Source organism: Sphingosinicellaceae bacterium (assembly GCA_019285715.1).
Classification (GTDB): domain Bacteria; phylum Pseudomonadota; class Alphaproteobacteria; order Sphingomonadales; family Sphingomonadaceae; genus Glacieibacterium.
The window spans coordinates 4,147,109-4,162,309 of record CP079108.1 but is presented as its reverse complement, the minus strand read 5'-3'; the positions used below and the strand labels follow the sequence as shown (position 1 = coordinate 4,162,309).

Genomic DNA, 15,201 nt, shown 5'->3' with positions numbered 1-15,201 from the left:
TGGCTTGGCGAGCGCGGCGCGCTCGCCTACAGCGGCCTGACACTGGAGCCGCCCGCACATGAAGTTTTTCGTCGACACCGCTGACACCGCCGAAATTGCGGCACTGGCCGAGACCGGGCTCCTCGACGGGGTCACCACCAACCCCAGCCTGATCCACAAGTCGGGACGGCAGTTCCTCGAGGTGATCCGCGAGATCGCCGCGCTCACCCCCGGCCCGGTATCGGCCGAGGTCGTCGCCGCCGACACCGCCGGGATGCTCCGCGAAGCCGAGGTGCTGAAGAAGCTCGGCAGCAACATCTGCATCAAGCTGCCGCTGACCATGGCCGGGCTGACCGCTTGCCACCATTTGAGCAAGGACGGCGTGATGACCAACGTCACCTTGTGCTTCAGCCCGGCGCAGGCGCTGCTCGCAGCCAAGGCGGGCGCGACCTTCATCTCGCCATTCGTCGGGCGGCTCGACGACATCGGCTACGACGGCATGCAGCTGATCGAGGATATCCGGATCATCTACGACAACTACGACTTCAAGACCGAGATCCTGGTCGCCAGCGTCCGCCACCCGGTCCACGTCCTGCAGGCGGCCAAGATCGGTGCCGACGTCGCGACGATGCCGCCGAGCGTCATCCGCGCACTCGCCAACCACCCGCTGACCGGGAGCGGGCTGGCGGCGTTCGATGCCGACTGGGCGAAGACCGGGCAGACGATCGCGTGAACCGCTCCCGATAGCGCATGCCGTGGCGATCCTCGACAGCCACCCCGCCACGGCGCTGGTCGTCGCGTTCGTCGCGCACCTTGGCGATGCCCGCCGCCGCTCGCCCCATACGCTGCGGGCCTATGCAGCAACCCTGCACGGCTTCGTCGCATTCATGGGGCTGCAACTCGGCGGGCCGGTCGACATTCCGGCACTGAACAGCCTCGAGGTCACCGACCTGCGTGCCTATCTCGCGCATCGCCGCGGTGCCGGGCTGCTCAACGCCTCGCTGGCGCGCGAGGTCGCGGCGCTTAGAAGCTTTTTCGCCTGGGGGGCCGGTGCCTACGGCCTCAAGCGCGATGCGGTGGCGCGGCTCAAGTCGCCGCAAGTTCCCCGCCGGGTACCACGCCCGGTCGATCCCGCCTCGGCGCTGGCGCTGGCGAAGAACGCTGGCGAGTTTGCAGTCCAGCCATGGATCGCGGCGCGCGACACCGCGGTGCTGCTGCTGTGCTACGGTGCGGGCCTTCGGATTTCGGAGGCCCTTGCGCTCGATGCCGCCGACCTGCCGTTCGCCGAAACGCTCAGCGTCACCGGCAAGCGCAACACGACGCGCGTCGTGCCACTTCTCCCCGCGGTGCGCGAGGCGGTCGAACTGTACCTCAAGCTGTGCCCGTTCCCGCGCGGCGGCCCGGTATTCCGCGGCGCCAAGGGTGGCACGCTGCAGCCCGAACTGGTGCGCCGCTCGATGGCCGCCGCCCGCGTCGCGCTCGGGCTGCCGGCCAGCGCGACGCCGCACGCGCTCCGCCACAGTTTCGCGACGCACCTGCTGGCGCGTGGGGCCGACCTGCGCTCGATCCAGGCATTGCTCGGCCACGCCAGCCTGTCGTCGACACAGATCTACACCGCTGTCGACGCGGCGCAGCTGCTCGACGTGTACCGGAACGCCCATCCGCGGGCCTAGTCCGCCAGCCTAGTCGGAACGCACGCGCCCCCGCGTCGCCTTCACCGTGCCCCGCGCGACCTTGCCGTCGACGCGACGGGCCTTGGCGGCCTTGGTGACCTTGGTCGGACGGCGCGGCACCGGCGGCGCGGCGGCGCGGACGATCATCGCGACCAGCCGCTCGCGGGCGTCGACACGGTTCCGGGCCTGGTCGCGGAAGCGGTCGGCGGTCAGCACGATCACCCCGTCGCGGGTCAAGCGCGACCCCGCCAGTCGCATCAGCCGCACCGCGACCTCGTCCGGCAGCGCCCGCGAGCGCCGCGCATCGAAGCGCAATTGCACCGCCGAGCTGACCTTGTTGACGTTCTGCCCGCCCGGCCCGGAGGCGCGGATGAAGGTCTCGCCGAACTCGCTTTCGTCGATCGAGATTTCGGGGGTGACGTCGATCATCGCGGCACCCTACAAGCTCCCACAACCAGCCGCCACGGGGAGCCGCCGCCTTGATCACCGTCCACCACCTCAACGATTCGCGCTCGCAGCGCATCCTGTGGCTCTGCGAGGAGCTCGGCACCGGCTACGACATCGTGTTCTACATGCGCGACGACCTGACCCGGCTGGCACCGCCCGAGCTGAAGGCGATCCACCCCCTCGGCAAGTCGCCGGTGATCGACGACGGCGACCTGCGCCTCTCCGAATCCGGCGCGATCACCGATTACCTGATCCGCACCTATGGCCAGGGCGCGTTGCAACCGGCCCCGGGCACCGCGCTTCACGAGCAATATCTGGAGTGGCTGCACTTCGCCGAAGGCTCGGCGATGCTGCCCCTGCTGCTCAAGCTGTACACCGGCCGACTCGGCGACGCCGCCGCGCCGCTTAAGCCGCGTATCGACGAGCAAATCCACAGCCACCTGCACTTCTTCTCGGAAAGCCTCGGCGACAACGACTGGCTGGTCGGCAATACGCTGTCGGGGGCCGACATCATGATGAGCTTCGTCGCCGAGATCGCGGTGGCGCAGGGCGGCGCGGCCCACTTCCCGAACCTTGAGGCCTATGTCCGGCGTATCCAGTCGCGGGCCGCATGGCAGGCGTCGCTGAACCGCGGCGGGCCGTACAATCTCACCCTTCCGGAGCCGCCGACAGCCGCCTGAACACCTTGGGCCCAAGCAGATTGACCGCGAGGCCGCCGATGATCAGCGCGGCAGCGGCGAGCTTCCACGGCTCGAGCGGCTCGCCGAGCCAGGCGGCGGCGGTGCCCATGCCGAACACCGGCACGAGCAGCGACATCGGCGCGACCGCGCTGGCGGGATAGCGCGCCAGCAGCCAGCCCCAGGCACCGTAGCCGAACATCGTGTTGCCGACAGCCTGGTAGGCGACCGCGGCCCACGCCCCCGGCCCGGCGTGGCCGAGCGCCGCGACGATCCGGTCCGAGCCCTCGAATGCAAACGCCAGCGCATACAGCGGGGGCACCGCGAAGACGCTCGACCAGACAATGAAGCCGAGCATGTTGACCTGGCCGATGCTGCGGTTGACGATGTTGGCCGACGCCCAGCAGAACGCCGCGGTCAGGCACAGGCCGACGCCGAGGATGGTGGTCGAGCCGCCGACGTGGGCGATGATGATGCCGATCCCGGCCGCGGCCATTGCCAGCGCGATCCACTGCACGCCGGCCAGCCGCTCGCCGGTGCCGCGCATCACCATGCCGATGGTGAAGAACACCTGGACCTGGAGCAGCAGCGACGCGAGGCCGGGCGAGATCAGCCCGTCGACGGCGATGAACAGCAGTCCGAACTGGCCGAGCCCGATGAACAGGCCGTAGCGCGCGAGCTGGCACCAGCGGACCGCGGGGCGCTTGACGAACAGGATCAGCGGGAACACCGCGAAGGTGAAGCGCAGCGCCGCGAACAGCAGCGGCGGCAGCTCCCCCAGCGCGACCTTGATGACCGCGAAATTGACGCCCCAGACGGCGACGACCGCGAGCGCCAGCAGCGCCGGACGCCAGCCGAACTCCTGCGTCATGGCAGCTCGGCCTCGCCGCGCCGGGGCAGCGCCAGCCCATAGAGCGCGACCGCCGCCAGCACGAGACTGGTGGCCATCACCGCCGCCATCGGCCGCTCGGTGCCATCGTGGAACGCTCCTGCCAGCGCCGCCGCGCCCGCCCCGAAGGCAAAGCTCGACGCGCCGAACATCCCCGACGTCGACCCGGAGCGCAGCGGATCGACCGACAGCGCGCCGGCCAGCGCATTGGCTCCGCACAGGCCGTTCATGCTCAGTGTCGCGAACATCAGCGCGAGCACGATCCACTTGTCGGCATGGACCAGGGTCGCGGCGAGCAACGCCACCCCAAAGCCGACCGCGAAGAGCACCGCGATGCCGAGGATGTGGTCGGCGGAATAGGTGTTGAGCAGCCAGCGGTTGACCTGGCTCGACCCGATAACGCCGATCGCGATGACCGCGAAGATCAGCCCGAAGGCGCGCGGTGAGAAGCCCCAGATTGCGATGATCAGGTCGGGTGCGCTGGCGATGTAGCTGAACAGTGTAGCGCCGCCGAGCGCACTCGCGAGCAGGTAGCCGATCAGCCGGCGCTTTTTGAGCAGCGCCAGATACGCCGACAGCGGCGTCTCGGCACGCGCCTTCGCTGCGGTCTCGGCCGACCGCGACTCGTCGAGGTTGAAGACCACCGCGAAGCCGACCGCCGCGCCCGCCGTGGCAAGGATACCGAACAGCCACCGCCACGTCGTCACGGTCACCAGCCAGCCGCCGACCGTCGGCGCGATCATCGGCGCGACGCCGAGGACCAGGGTCAGCAGCGAGAAGATGCGCGCCGAATCCTGATGGTCGAAGCGGTCGCGGACGACCGAGCGTGCCACCACCATGCCGGCGCAGCAGCCCAGCGCCTGGACGAAACGCCCAGCGACCAGCGCGCCGATGGTCGGGGCGAAGGCGCAGGCGAGCGACGCGACGATGTACAGCGCGATGCCGAACAGCAGCGGCGGCCGCCGTCCGATGCGGTCTGAGATCGGCCCGTAGACCAGCTGCCCGAGCGACATGCCGACGAAGAACGCGACAAGGGTCTGCTGCGACGCGGCCGCCCCGACCCCGAACTCGCGGGCGATGCTGGGCAGCGCCGGCAGGTACAGGTCGATGGTCAGCGCGCCGAACGCCGTCAGCGAGCCAAGCAACAGGATGGTGCCCCGCGAGGGATGCGGGCGCGGCGCGGGGGCGTGCATGGGAGTGCCTTGTGCGGTGCAGCGTAAGCGGTAACGCGCGAACGGGACGAAAGAAAGGCCCTGCCCGGATGACATTCCGTGTCCGCCCGATTAAGCCTCACCCAAACGTCAACCTTGGGAGAGCGGAATGACGGCAATGAGCGCGGTAGTCGATCTGAGCGTCGACGGCGAACTGGGCATCCTCACGGTCAACTCGCCGCCGGTGAACGCGCTCTCGGCCGACGTCCGCGACGGGCTGTCGGCGGGCATCGCCGCTGCCGCCGCCGACCCGGCAATCAAGGCCGTCGTGCTGATCTGCGGCGGTCGCACCTTTATTGCCGGCGCCGACATCAGCGAGTTCGGCAAGCCGCCGCGCGGTGCCTCGCTCCACCAGCTCCAGCGCGACATGGAGAATTGCCCGAAGCCGATCGTCGCCGCGATCCACGGCACCGCGCTCGGCGGCGGGCTGGAGGTCGCGTTGACTTGCCACTACCGCGTCGCCGTGCCTTCCGCGAAGCTCGGCCTGCCCGAGGTCAAGCTTGGTCTCCTCCCGGGTGCGGGCGGGACCCAGCGGCTGCCACGGCTCGTCGGCCCGGAGCAGGCGCTGAAGATGGTGACCAGCGGCGTGCCGATCTCGGCCAAGGCAGCGCTGGCGGCCGGACTGATCGACGACCTCGCCCCCGAGGGCGCGCTGCTCGAGACGGCCAAGGCATTTGCTAGCCGCCCCGGACTCGCGCTGGTCAAGGTCCGCGACCGGCGGGACAAGGTCGAGGCGGCACGTGCCACTGCGCCGCAGATGTTCGCCGAGTTCCGCAAGGCCAATGCCCGCCAGTTCCGCGGTTTCGACGCCCCCGAGGCCAACATCAAGTGCATCGAGGCGGCGGTGAACCTGCCCTTCGAGGACGGCCTCAAGGTCGAGCGCGACCTGTTCATGCCGCTGATGACCGGCCTCCAGTCGAAAGCCCAGCGCTATGTCTTCTTTGCCGAGCGCCAGGCCAACAAGATCGAGGGGCTCGCGGCGGACGCGCCGGTCCTGACCGTCGAGACCGTCGGCATCATCGGTGCCGGCACGATGGGCGGCGGCATCGCGATGAACTTCCTCAACGCCGGCGTGCCGGTGACGATGGTGGAGATGCAGCAGGACGCGCTCGACCGCGGCGTCGCGACGGTTCGCAAGAATTACGAGAACACCGCAGCCAAGGGCCGCATGACCGCCGACGACGTCGAGAAGCGCATGGGCCTGCTGACCCCGACGCTGGCGATGGAGGACCTCGGCCAGGCCGACCTGATCATCGAGGCGGTCTACGAGAACATGGACATCAAGAAGCAGGTGTTCGGAAAGCTGGACGCGATCGCCAAGCGCGGCGCGATCCTCGCGTCCAACACCAGCTACCTGAACGTCGACGAGATCGCTGCCTCGACATCGCGCCCGGGCAGCGTCGTCGGGCTGCACTTCTTCTCGCCCGCCAACGTCATGCGGCTGCTCGAGGTCGTGCGCGGGGCCAAGACCGATACCGCGGTGCTGTCGACCGCGATGGCGGCAGCGAAGCGCATCGGCAAGGTCGCGGTGGTGGCGGGCGTCTGCCACGGCTTTATCGGCAACCGCATGCTCGGCAGCCGCCAGCGGCAGGCGATGGCGCTCATAGTCGAGGGCGCGTTGCCCGAGCAGGTCGACCGCGTCCTTTACGATTTCGGCTTCCCGATGGGGCCGTTCCAGATGTCGGACCTGGCGGGCCTCGACATCGGCTGGTCCGCCGAGACCTCGAAGGGTGTTTCGATCCGCGACCGGCTTTGCGAGGCTGGCCTGCGCGGCCAGAAGAACGGCAAGGGCTTCTACGACTACGACGCGCAGCGGAACCGCGTGCCGAGCCCCGTCGCCAACGACATCATCCTCGCCTACGCCGCCGAGAAGGGCATCAACCGCCGCGAGATCGGGGATCAGGAAATCCTCGAGCGCTGCCTGTATCCGATCGTCAACGAGGGCGCGAAGATCCTCGAGGAGAAGATGGCGCAGCGTGCCTCGGACATCGATATTGTCTGGATCAACGGCTACGGCTGGCCGGTCTACCGCGGCGGGCCGATGTTCTGGGCCGACAGCGAGGGCCTCCCCAAGATCGTCGAGCGCCTGACCCACTACGGCTTCGAGGTCGCGCCGCTGCTGGCGCAACTGGCGGGCGAAGGCAAGTCGTTCACGGGCCAGTTCTGAGCCCGGCGCACGATCGCTCGGTCGCGCTGGCATTTGCCGGCACGACGGGCGAAAGTCGGGCATGAGCAACCCCGACAAGCAACTCGGCCTCGGCCTCGCGACCGCGCTGGTCGCGGGCAACATGATCGGCTCGGGCATCTACCTGCTGCCGCTGACCACCGCGACGATCGGCTCGATGACGATCGTCTCGTGGGTGGTGATCGCGGCAGGCGCGCTGCTGCTGGCGCTGGTCTTTGCACGGGTCGCGGTGCTGCGGCTGACCGCCGGGTGCACGCTATCCGACATCGTCCGCGCCGAGTTCGGCGGCTTCGCGGCGTACCTGTGGAGCTTCCTGTACTGGCTGTCGGCGACGACCGGCTGCATCGCCGTGGCGCTGGCCGCGATCGGCTACCTCGCGTGGTTCGTGCCGCGCCTCGCAGAGCCGTGGTGGACCGTGGTCGGCACCGTCGCGGCGCTGTGGATCATGACCGCGGCGAACCTGTTCGGGGCGCGGCTGGTAGCGCGGATCGAGGCGGGCGCGCTGGTCATCGGGCTCGTGCCGGTGCTCCTGGTCGCAGTCGCGGGTTGGTGGTGGTTCTCCGCCGATATCTTCACCGCCTCGTGGAACGTCAGCGGCCAGCCGATCACGACCGCGCTGCCGGCCTCGCTGGTGCTGATCTTCTGGGCCTTCACGGGGCTCGAGAGCGCCGCGATGGCGAGCGCCGTGGTCGCCAACCCGGCCCGCGACGTGCCGATCGCGACGGTTGGCGGGGTCGCCGTCGCCGCGGTCATCTACATCGCCGCGTGCACCGCGCTCAGCGGCATCACCCCGGCGCTCGAGATGGCCAGGCAGACCGCGCCCTTCGCCGATGCGGTGGCGCGCGCCGTCGGCGGCATCGCGGGCGGGCTGGTCGCGGCGTGCGCGCTGATCAAGGCCAGTGGCACGCTCGGCGGCTGGCTGCTGGTCGGCGCCGAGACCGCCCGCGCCGGAGCCCACGCCGGCCTGTTCCCGCGCGGCCTGTACGAGGATTTCGACCGCCCGCCGCGCCGCGCGCTGCTGCTCATCGCCGCCGGCCTCAGCCTCGTCACGCTGGCCACGGCAGCCCCGAGCATCGGCAAGCAGTTCGAGACGATCATCAACGTCTCGACGCTGTTCTGCCTGTTCGCCTACCTCGGCATCTGCTGCGTGCTGGCGAAGATCGGTACGACCCGCGACCGCTGGCTGGCGGCGGCGATGTTCGTGTTCACTGCCGGGGTCTGCGGCGCGTCCGACCCGAGGCTGCTCGGCATCAGCATCGCGATTGCCGCGGTCGGTGCGCTGCCGTGGCTGGCGCTGCGGCGGCAGCGGCCGGTCGTCGCCTGAAGCCGCCGGCATCAGCGTCCGGACCCACCGCGCTTCGAAGACGGCAGCAATTTCGGTGGCCATTGCTACGTTTGCGGGGAGCACTCACCGCGTAAGTGTAAAATCTGCCGACAGTATTTCGTTAATTTCTGTGACGCTGCGCCGGGCAGCGACCATGCAAGTAATTGATTTATGTTAAGGGTGTTTCGTTTCGTCCCCGATTGAACTGGCACGACGCTTGCAACAGGAGGTCGAGCGCCCCCGACCGGACGCGCTCCGGAGGTCCGCGCACGATGCGCCGGCCCGGTCGCAGCGTTCACAGGAGTTCTTGATGCGCTTTCCTCATCTTGCCATGGCGATCGTCGCCGTGGCCGGCGTCGTGGGCACGGCCCACGCCGCCACCAATCTCGTCGTCAACGGCTCGTTCGATGCCGACACGACCGCATCGAAGATCCAGTTCGAGAACCACGTCACCGGCTGGACCGGCGGCGCCAATCTGACCTACCTCGCCCCTCCCGGCACCGCCGACGACGGTTCGTACTTGTCGGTCTACGGCCCGTTCCCGACGACCAGCCCGGACGGCGGCAACTTCGTCCTGGCCGATGGCGACCCCAACTACTCGGGCGTTATTTCCCAGACGATCAGCGGCCTGATCATCGGCAAGTCGTATGTCGTCAACTTCTACCAGGCTGCTGGCCAGCAGCTCGGCTTCACCGGCCCGACCACGGAGCAGTGGCAGGTCTCGTTCGGGAGCAGCAGCCAGCTGTCGTCGCTGTTCTCGCTGCCCGAGGCCGGCGTCGGCCCGTGGCAGGCGCAGTCGATGACCTTCACCGCCTCGGCCGTGTCGCAGGTCCTCAGCTTCCTCGCCGTCGGCACCCCCAATGGTGCCCCGCCGATCTCGTTCCTCGACGGCGTCTCGCTGACCGCCGCGGTTCCCGAGCCCGCCACCTGGGGCCTGATGCTCGTCGGCTTCGGCGCGGTCGGCATCACCGCACGCCGCCGCAGCAACGTCGTTGCTGCCTGAACCGCTGAACTAGCGTAAAGCGTTGCCGGGCGGGTTCACCCGTCCGGCAACGTCAGTTTTTCCCCAAGGTTGCTGCCCGAGTGTCCGACAACCTGTCACATTTTGCCTTTGAGGTGTTTCGCCTCGCGGTCTGGCTGGCGCTGCTGGTCGCCGTGTTCGTACCGCTCGAGCGCCTGTTCGCCCTGCGTACCGGCAAGGCCTGGCGTCCCGGCGTGCTGACCGACCTCGGCTATTATTTCCTCAGCAGCCTGGTGCCCGCGGTCCTGCTCGGGCTGCCGATGGCGCTGGTCGCGACCGCCGTCCACACCGTCGTGCCGGCGAGCTATTACGCCGCGGTCGCCGCGCTGCCGGCCTGGTCGAAGATCGCGCTGGCATTCCTGGTCGGCGAGACCGGCTTCTACTGGGGACACCGGCTCAGCCATCACGTGCCGCTGCTATGGCGCTTCCACGCCGTCCACCACAGCCCAGCTCACCTCGACTTCCTGATCAACACCCGCGCCCACCCGGTCGACATGCTGTTCACGCGGCTGTGCGGGCTGGTGCCGCTCTATGCTCTCGGCCTGGCGGGGACCGGAGCCGGCGGGGCGAGCCTGCCGGCGCTGGTCATCGTCGTCGGCAGCTTCTGGGGCTTCTTCATCCACGCCAATTTGCGCTGGCGGCTGGGCCCACTCGAGTGGCTGGTGGCGACGCCCGCCTTCCACCACTGGCACCACACGCGGCGCGAGCATATCGACCGCAACTTCGCCTCGATGCTGCCCGCCCTCGATCGGCTGTTCGGCACCCATCACCTGCCGCGCGAATGGCCCGCCGAATACGGTACCGACACCGTCATGGCACCGACGCTGGCCGGCCAAATGGTCCAGCCGTTCCAGCGCCCGGCAAGCCGCGCTGTCGTCAGCCCTTGTACAACGCCGGGAAAAGCCGCTTCAGCGCCGTGACCTTCGGCATGTCGTTGACGACGATGTAGGGATAGTCGGGGTTCCGGTTCAGGAAGTCCTGATGGTACGCCTCGGCCGGGTAGAACGCCTTGCCGGTCTCGATCGTCGTCACCACCGGCTTGGCGAACGCCGGCTTCAGCTGCGCGATATAGGCCTTCGCAATTCGCACCTGCTCTGGCGTCTGGGCGAAGACGGTGCCGCGGTACTGACTGCCGGTGTCCGGTCCCTGGCGGTTGAGCTCGGTCGGGTCGGTCGCGACCGAGAAATACACCCGCAGCAGCTGCCCAAAGCTGACTTTAGCCGGATCATAGGTGATGCGTACCGACTCGGCGTGCCCGGTCAGGCCCGATCCGACGATCTCGTAATGCGCCGTCGAAGCACCGCCGCCAGCATAGCCCGAGACGACGTCCTTGACCCCGGCGACGTGCTCGAAGACGCCCTCGAGGCCCCAGAAGCAGCCGCCGGCCAGCACCGCGACCTCGGTGGCTGGTTTGGCGGGACGCACCTCGTCGACGACGGGCGCGGGAACGACCCGCATCGCTTCCGCCGATGCTGCGGGCTGGAGGAAAGTGAACGCCGCGGCGCCGACGATGCCGACGGTCACGAGGCCGGTGGTCAATTTGCTCATCATCTCGGTCCTTAAGCCTTGGTCGCGGCAAACTTCATCGCGACGCCGTTCATGCAATAGCGCTTGCCGGTTGGTGGCGGCCCATCGTCGAAGACGTGGCCGAGGTGGCCACCGCAGCGTCGGCAATGGACTTCGGTGCGCTCCATCATGAATGCGGTGTCGGTGGTGGTCAGCACCGCATGGTCGAGCGGCCGGAAGAAGCTCGGCCAGCCGGTGTGACTGTCGAACTTGGTGTCGCTGGCGAACAGCGGCAGCGCGCAGCCGGCACAGGTGAAGACACCCTTGCGGTGCTCGTCGTTCAGCGGCGAGGTGAACGGGCGCTCCGTTCCCGCCTCGCGCAGCACGTTGTAGGCGGCCGGGCTAAGCCGGGCGCGCCACTGCGCCGGGGCCAGCGTGACCGTGTAGCGGGTGGCGGGGGCAGCGCGCGCCGATCCTCCGAACTTGAGAACAAGGGGCGCGGCGAGGGCCAGTGCTCCAAGGCTGATTGCGCCGCGACGGGTGATGCTGTCGATCATGCACCGAGATACGCTCGGGGCGGCCCCCGGGTTACAGGTGCGTCACGTTGTCAGCCTATCAACATCCGTTCGGCGAACGGCTCGACCTGGTGATAGCCGTCCCAGATCATCTTGAGTGCCACCGCGACGATGGTCAGCAGCCCGATGTAGGCGATCCAGCGGAAGCGCTCGATCAGCCCGGCGATCCAGTTGGCGGCGAGCCCCATCATCGCCACCGACAGCACCAGCCCGGCGACCATGATGTAAGGGTGCTCGCGCGCCGCGCCGGCGACCGCAAGGACGTTGTCGAGCGACATCGACAGGTCGGCGACCGCGACCTGGAACGCCGCCGCGCCGAAGCTGCGCGGCTGCACGAGGTGCGCCGCGTTCTCGTTGTGCGGCGGCTGGCGGACGTCGCGCCACATCCGCCACGACACCCACAGCAGCAGCACGCCGCCCGCCAGCACCAGCCCGATGATCTGCAGCAGCCACGTCGCCATCAGAGCGAAGCCAATCCGCATCAGGAACGCCGCCATGATGCCGATCAGGATGACGCGCCGGCGGTCCTTGATCGGCAGCCCGGCCGCGAGCGCCCCGACGACGATCGCGTTGTCGCCCGCCAGCACGAGGTCGATCAGCACCACCTGCCCGAAGACGGCGAGTGCGGCAGGGGTCAGCACGGCGGCGATGTCCATAGGGTGGCAGCGTTAGCGACGCGTCGTAGCGCTCGCAAGCCGCGGTCATGGCGCCTTATGTTACGACTTTTGCGCGTATGGGGTGTTTTCGAACATGTACCGGTTGTAGTCGGGCGCGCCGTCGGTCCACCACGGCGGGCCGCGCTCGCCGAGGCCATGCTTGGCGGCGTCGACCTCGGCCCGGGCGGCGGCGAGCGCCACGGGGTTGCCCCGGGCGGCCCGGACGGCGCGGCGGGCGTCCATCAGGCGGTCGACGAGGGCCTGCCGCTCGGCCTCCGCCAGCCCCGGCTTGCTCGCCCGCCACAGCCGCCCGCGGACGATGATGTAGCGGCCGTCGGGCGTGTGCTCGACGTCGCTAATTGCGGACTCCGCTCGCGTCGATCAGCACCTCGCGGCGGCCGACATGGTCGGGAACGCCGACATAGCCGTCCTTCTCCATGCGCTCGACCAGCCGCGCGGCGCTGTTGTAGCCGACCCGGAGTTGGCGCTGGACATAGCTGATCGAGGCCTTCTGGCTCTCGGCGACGACCTGCACAGCGCGGGCATAGAGGTCCGCCTCCGCGTCGCCGCCCCCCGGTCCTCCACCAGGGCCACCGTCGAGGCCGAGCCCGCCACCGCCACCGCCATCGCCGTCCGGCGGCACTTCGCGCGTGACCGCATCGTCGTAGTCGGGCCGGCCCTGACCGCGCCAGTGCTCGGCAACCGCCTCGACCTCCTCGTCGGTGACGAACGGCCCGTGGACGCGGACCACCGCCTTGCCGCCGGGCATGTAGAGCATGTCGCCCTTGCCGAGGAGTTGCTCCGCGCCCTGCTCGCCGAGGATGGTGCGGCTGTCGATCTTGCTGGTCACCTGGAAGCTGATCCGGGTCGGCAGGTTCGCCTTGATGACGCCGGTGATGACGTCGACCGAGGGGCGCTGGGTCGCCATGATCAGGTGGATGCCCGCCGCGCGCGCCTTCTGGGCGAGGCGCTGGATCAGGAACTCGACCTCCTTGCCGGCGGTCATCATCAGGTCGGCAAGTTCGTCGACGACGACCACGATCAGCGGCAGCGTGTCGAAGTCGAGCGTCTCCTCCTCGTGGATCGGCTGGCCGTCGTCGTCGTAGCCGGTGTGGACCTTACGGATGAACGGCTTGCCGCTGGCCTTGGCCTCGGCGACGCGCTGGTTGAAGCCACTGAGCGAGCGGACGTTGATCGTCGCCATCATGCGGTAGCGATCCTCCATCTGCTCGACGGTCCACTTGAGCGCGCGGATCGCCTTGGCGGGCTCCGTCACCACCGGCGCGAGCAGGTGCGGGATGCGGTCGTAGACCGACAGCTCCAGCATCTTGGGGTCGATCATGATCATCCGGCACTGCTGCGGCGTCAGCCGGTACAGCAGCGACAGGATCATGCAGTTGAGGCCGACCGACTTGCCCGAGCCGGTGGTGCCGGCGATCAGCAAATGGGGCATCGGCGACAGGTCGGCGATGACCGGGTCGCCGGCGATCGACTTGCCGAGCACCAGCGGCAGCGTCTGCGCGCTGTCGTCGAAGGCGGCGGAGTTGATCAGCTCCGACAGCACGACCATCTCGCGGCGCTGGTTGGGCAGCTCGATGCCGATGACGTTGCGGCCCGCGACGACCGCGACGCGCGCCGACAATGCGCTCATCGAGCGGGCGATGTCGTCGGACAGCCCGATGACGCGGCTCGCCTTGATGCCCGGAGCGGGTTCGAGCTCGTACATGGTGACCACGGGGCCGGGCCGGACGTCGCCGATGCGGCCCTTGACGCCGAAATCGTCCAGCACGCTCTCCAGCAGCCGGGCGTTCTGCTCGAGGCTGGCAGCGTCGATCCTGACGACCGGGCCCTTGGCGGGGGCTTTGAGCAGCGCGAGCGACGGCAACTGGTAGCGATCGCGGAGGTCGAGCGACGGCTGGCGGTCCTTGGCAAGGCGCTTCGACGGCGGCGGTGCGATGCGGCTGTCGGTGACGATGTTGGTCCGGGGGGCGGCGGCAAGCTCCGGCGCGAAGGTATCGACGAGCGCCTCGGGCCGGGCGGGACGCGGGCGGCGGATGCGCTCGACGGTGTCGACACCATCGTCGTCGTCGGCGGGAACACGCCGGAACAGGCCAGCGAAGGCGGCGATATCGCGGTGACCGAGGCCGCTGCCCCAGCCGAGCAGGGTGAGCGCGACCAGGCCGAGGACCACGGCGACGGGCGGCGCGATGGCGACGCCAGCGAGGTCGGGCAGGCGCGCCAGGGCCTTAGCCCCGAGGAGGCCGACCATGCCGCCGGTGCCGGCCGGCAGCTCGACCCGATCCGGCAGCACGGCACCGACGGCGGCGGCCAGCAGCATCGTGCCGATCACGGTCAGCAGCAGCATTACGCGCCAGCGCCGAACCCCCGCGGTGCCGAGCAGCCGCAGGCCCGCGATCACGACCGGCACGAGCAGCGCCACCGCCGCCCAGCCAAAGACGGTCAGCCCTAGGTCCGCGACGATCGCGCCGATGCCACCGAGCGGGTTCTGCGGCAGCCGGCCGCTCGCGGTCCCCAGCGAGGGGTCGCGCGGGTCGTAGCCGATCAGCGCGACGAGCGCGGCGACAGCGGCCGCGACGAGCAACACTCCAAAGCCCTGGCCGAGAATCTGGCGCAGCGCCGCGACCCAGCGCTCGGGCACGATGCCGGCCCGCGCCGGGGCACGCTGAGTGCCGCCACGCGTCGGCGTATTGCGGAGAACCGCTGCTGACGTCGCCATCTTCAAACTCCCCGCCTCGACGGGTAAAATGCGCGCCGCTGGACTCGCGGTCAAGAAATGCAGGTGCCGCCGCCCAGAAAATCGGCCGGTGGCCTCACAGCCCCCGGCCGGTAGTTGCGGAACCCTCTCAGGTCCAAGAGCGAGCACAGGAAGCCGAAGGCATCCATTGCTTGCTATTCAATTACCGTGCCAAGCCCGAAACAGGGAAAAAGCGGCCCAAAAGCAGCAGCTGTTGCCTAAAAGCGCGGCGCGCGAAGTCGCCTGCCTGAAAATCGGGCAGATCGTCCGCGTCGCCACGCCGCTTCGCAAAGCCTCTGCCCG

General features: G+C 69.2%; 15 protein-coding genes. 7 read left to right on the top strand and 8 right to left on the bottom strand.

Annotated elements, in window-relative coordinates:
* Positions 1-58: 58 nt before the first annotated feature.
* Positions 59-712, top strand: a complete 654-nt coding sequence (fsa, locus tag KX816_19235) for a fructose-6-phosphate aldolase (protein ID QXQ06278.1) — start codon at positions 59-61, stop codon at positions 710-712.
* Positions 675-1,652 carry a tyrosine recombinase XerC gene (locus KX816_19230; GenBank protein QXQ06277.1) on the top strand — a complete coding sequence of 326 codons (978 nt, stop codon included), beginning with the start codon at positions 675-677 and terminating at the stop codon, positions 1,650-1,652. The genes fsa and KX816_19230 overlap by 38 nt, the downstream gene beginning before the upstream one ends.
* 9 nt (positions 1,653-1,661) lie before the next feature.
* On the opposite strand, the gene arfB is transcribed toward KX816_19230, so the two are convergent.
* Positions 1,662-2,081 carry an aminoacyl-tRNA hydrolase gene (arfB, locus tag KX816_19225; GenBank protein QXQ06276.1) on the bottom strand — a complete coding sequence of 140 codons (420 nt, stop codon included), beginning with the start codon at positions 2,079-2,081 and terminating at the stop codon, positions 1,662-1,664.
* A gap of 50 nt (positions 2,082-2,131) precedes the next feature.
* Here arfB and KX816_19220 point away from each other — a divergent pair, with 50 nt between their 5' ends.
* Positions 2,132-2,779, top strand: coding sequence for a glutathione S-transferase (locus KX816_19220; GenBank protein QXQ06275.1), 648 nt, complete (start codon positions 2,132-2,134; stop codon positions 2,777-2,779).
* Here the strand turns inward: KX816_19220 and KX816_19215 are convergent.
* Both KX816_19215 and KX816_19210 read right to left on the bottom strand, forming a co-directional pair.
* Positions 2,748-3,647, bottom strand: coding sequence for an EamA family transporter (locus tag KX816_19215; protein ID QXQ06274.1), 900 nt, complete (start codon positions 3,645-3,647; stop codon positions 2,748-2,750). The genes KX816_19220 and KX816_19215 overlap by 32 nt on opposite strands.
* Positions 3,644-4,810 carry a multidrug effflux MFS transporter gene (locus KX816_19210; GenBank protein QXQ08679.1) on the bottom strand — a complete coding sequence of 389 codons (1,167 nt, stop codon included), beginning with the start codon at positions 4,808-4,810 and terminating at the stop codon, positions 3,644-3,646. Before KX816_19210 ends, KX816_19215 begins: the two co-directional genes overlap by 4 nt.
* Before the next feature lie 175 nt (positions 4,811-4,985).
* Between KX816_19210 and KX816_19205 the strand changes: the two genes are divergently transcribed.
* The 4 genes from KX816_19205 (at position 4,986) to KX816_19190 (ending at position 10,326) form a co-directional block, all read left to right on the top strand.
* Entirely contained in the window at positions 4,986-7,043 is a 2,058-nt protein-coding gene (locus tag KX816_19205) for an enoyl-CoA hydratase/isomerase family protein (GenBank protein ID QXQ06273.1), read from the top strand.
* A 61-nt stretch (positions 7,044-7,104) separates the two neighbouring features.
* A complete protein-coding gene (locus tag KX816_19200; protein ID QXQ06272.1) occupies positions 7,105-8,385 on the top strand; it encodes an amino acid permease in 1,281 nt (426 codons plus the stop codon).
* Between the two features lie 799 nt (positions 8,386-9,184).
* Positions 9,185-9,388, top strand: coding sequence for a PEPxxWA-CTERM sorting domain-containing protein (locus KX816_19195; GenBank protein QXQ08678.1), 204 nt, complete (start codon positions 9,185-9,187; stop codon positions 9,386-9,388).
* 80 nt (positions 9,389-9,468) lie between these two features.
* Positions 9,469-10,326 carry a sterol desaturase family protein gene (locus KX816_19190; GenBank protein ID QXQ06271.1) on the top strand — a complete coding sequence of 286 codons (858 nt, stop codon included), beginning with the start codon at positions 9,469-9,471 and terminating at the stop codon, positions 10,324-10,326.
* On the opposite strand, the gene msrA is transcribed toward KX816_19190, so the two are convergent.
* The 5 genes from msrA to KX816_19165 are packed head-to-tail and all read right to left on the bottom strand — an operon-like array spanning position 10,283 to position 14,880.
* Positions 10,283-10,954: a peptide-methionine (S)-S-oxide reductase MsrA gene (gene msrA / locus KX816_19185; GenBank protein ID QXQ06270.1), complete on the bottom strand. Its 672-nt coding sequence runs from the start codon at positions 10,952-10,954 to the stop codon at positions 10,283-10,285. The genes KX816_19190 and msrA overlap by 44 nt on opposite strands.
* Positions 10,955-10,965: 11 nt before the next feature.
* Positions 10,966-11,469: a peptide-methionine (R)-S-oxide reductase MsrB gene (msrB, locus tag KX816_19180; protein QXQ06269.1), complete on the bottom strand. Its 504-nt coding sequence runs from the start codon at positions 11,467-11,469 to the stop codon at positions 10,966-10,968.
* 50 nt (positions 11,470-11,519) lie between these two features.
* Positions 11,520-12,143 carry a YjbE family putative metal transport protein gene (locus tag KX816_19175; GenBank protein ID QXQ06268.1) on the bottom strand — a complete coding sequence of 208 codons (624 nt, stop codon included), beginning with the start codon at positions 12,141-12,143 and terminating at the stop codon, positions 11,520-11,522.
* Positions 12,144-12,203: 60 nt separating this feature from the next.
* Positions 12,204-12,503: a hypothetical protein gene (locus KX816_19170; protein QXQ08677.1), complete on the bottom strand. Its 300-nt coding sequence runs from the start codon at positions 12,501-12,503 to the stop codon at positions 12,204-12,206.
* Entirely contained in the window at positions 12,499-14,880 is a 2,382-nt protein-coding gene (locus KX816_19165; GenBank protein ID QXQ06267.1) for a DNA translocase FtsK 4TM domain-containing protein, read from the bottom strand. The genes KX816_19170 and KX816_19165 overlap by 5 nt, the downstream gene beginning before the upstream one ends.
* Positions 14,881-15,201: the final 321 nt, after the last annotated feature.

Coding starts and splice junctions, on each gene's coding strand:
- KX816_19175 (QXQ06268.1), bottom strand. CDS start 12,143: ATGGACATCGCCGCCGTGCTGACCCCTGCCGCACTCGCCGTCTTCGGG.
- fsa (QXQ06278.1), top strand. CDS start 59: ATGAAGTTTTTCGTCGACACCGCTGACACCGCCGAAATTGCGGCACTG.
- KX816_19205 (QXQ06273.1), top strand. CDS start 4,986: ATGACGGCAATGAGCGCGGTAGTCGATCTGAGCGTCGACGGCGAACTG.
- KX816_19215 (QXQ06274.1), bottom strand. CDS start 3,647: ATGACGCAGGAGTTCGGCTGGCGTCCGGCGCTGCTGGCGCTCGCGGTC.
- KX816_19230 (QXQ06277.1), top strand. CDS start 675: ATGCCGACTGGGCGAAGACCGGGCAGACGATCGCGTGAACCGCTCCCG.
- KX816_19165 (QXQ06267.1), bottom strand. CDS start 14,880: ATGGCGACGTCAGCAGCGGTTCTCCGCAATACGCCGACGCGTGGCGGC.
- KX816_19195 (QXQ08678.1), top strand. CDS start 9,185: ATGACCTTCACCGCCTCGGCCGTGTCGCAGGTCCTCAGCTTCCTCGCC.
- KX816_19200 (QXQ06272.1), top strand. CDS start 7,105: ATGAGCAACCCCGACAAGCAACTCGGCCTCGGCCTCGCGACCGCGCTG.
- msrB (QXQ06269.1), bottom strand. CDS start 11,469: ATGATCGACAGCATCACCCGTCGCGGCGCAATCAGCCTTGGAGCACTG.
- msrA (QXQ06270.1), bottom strand. CDS start 10,954: ATGAGCAAATTGACCACCGGCCTCGTGACCGTCGGCATCGTCGGCGCC.
- arfB (QXQ06276.1), bottom strand. CDS start 2,081: ATGATCGACGTCACCCCCGAAATCTCGATCGACGAAAGCGAGTTCGGC.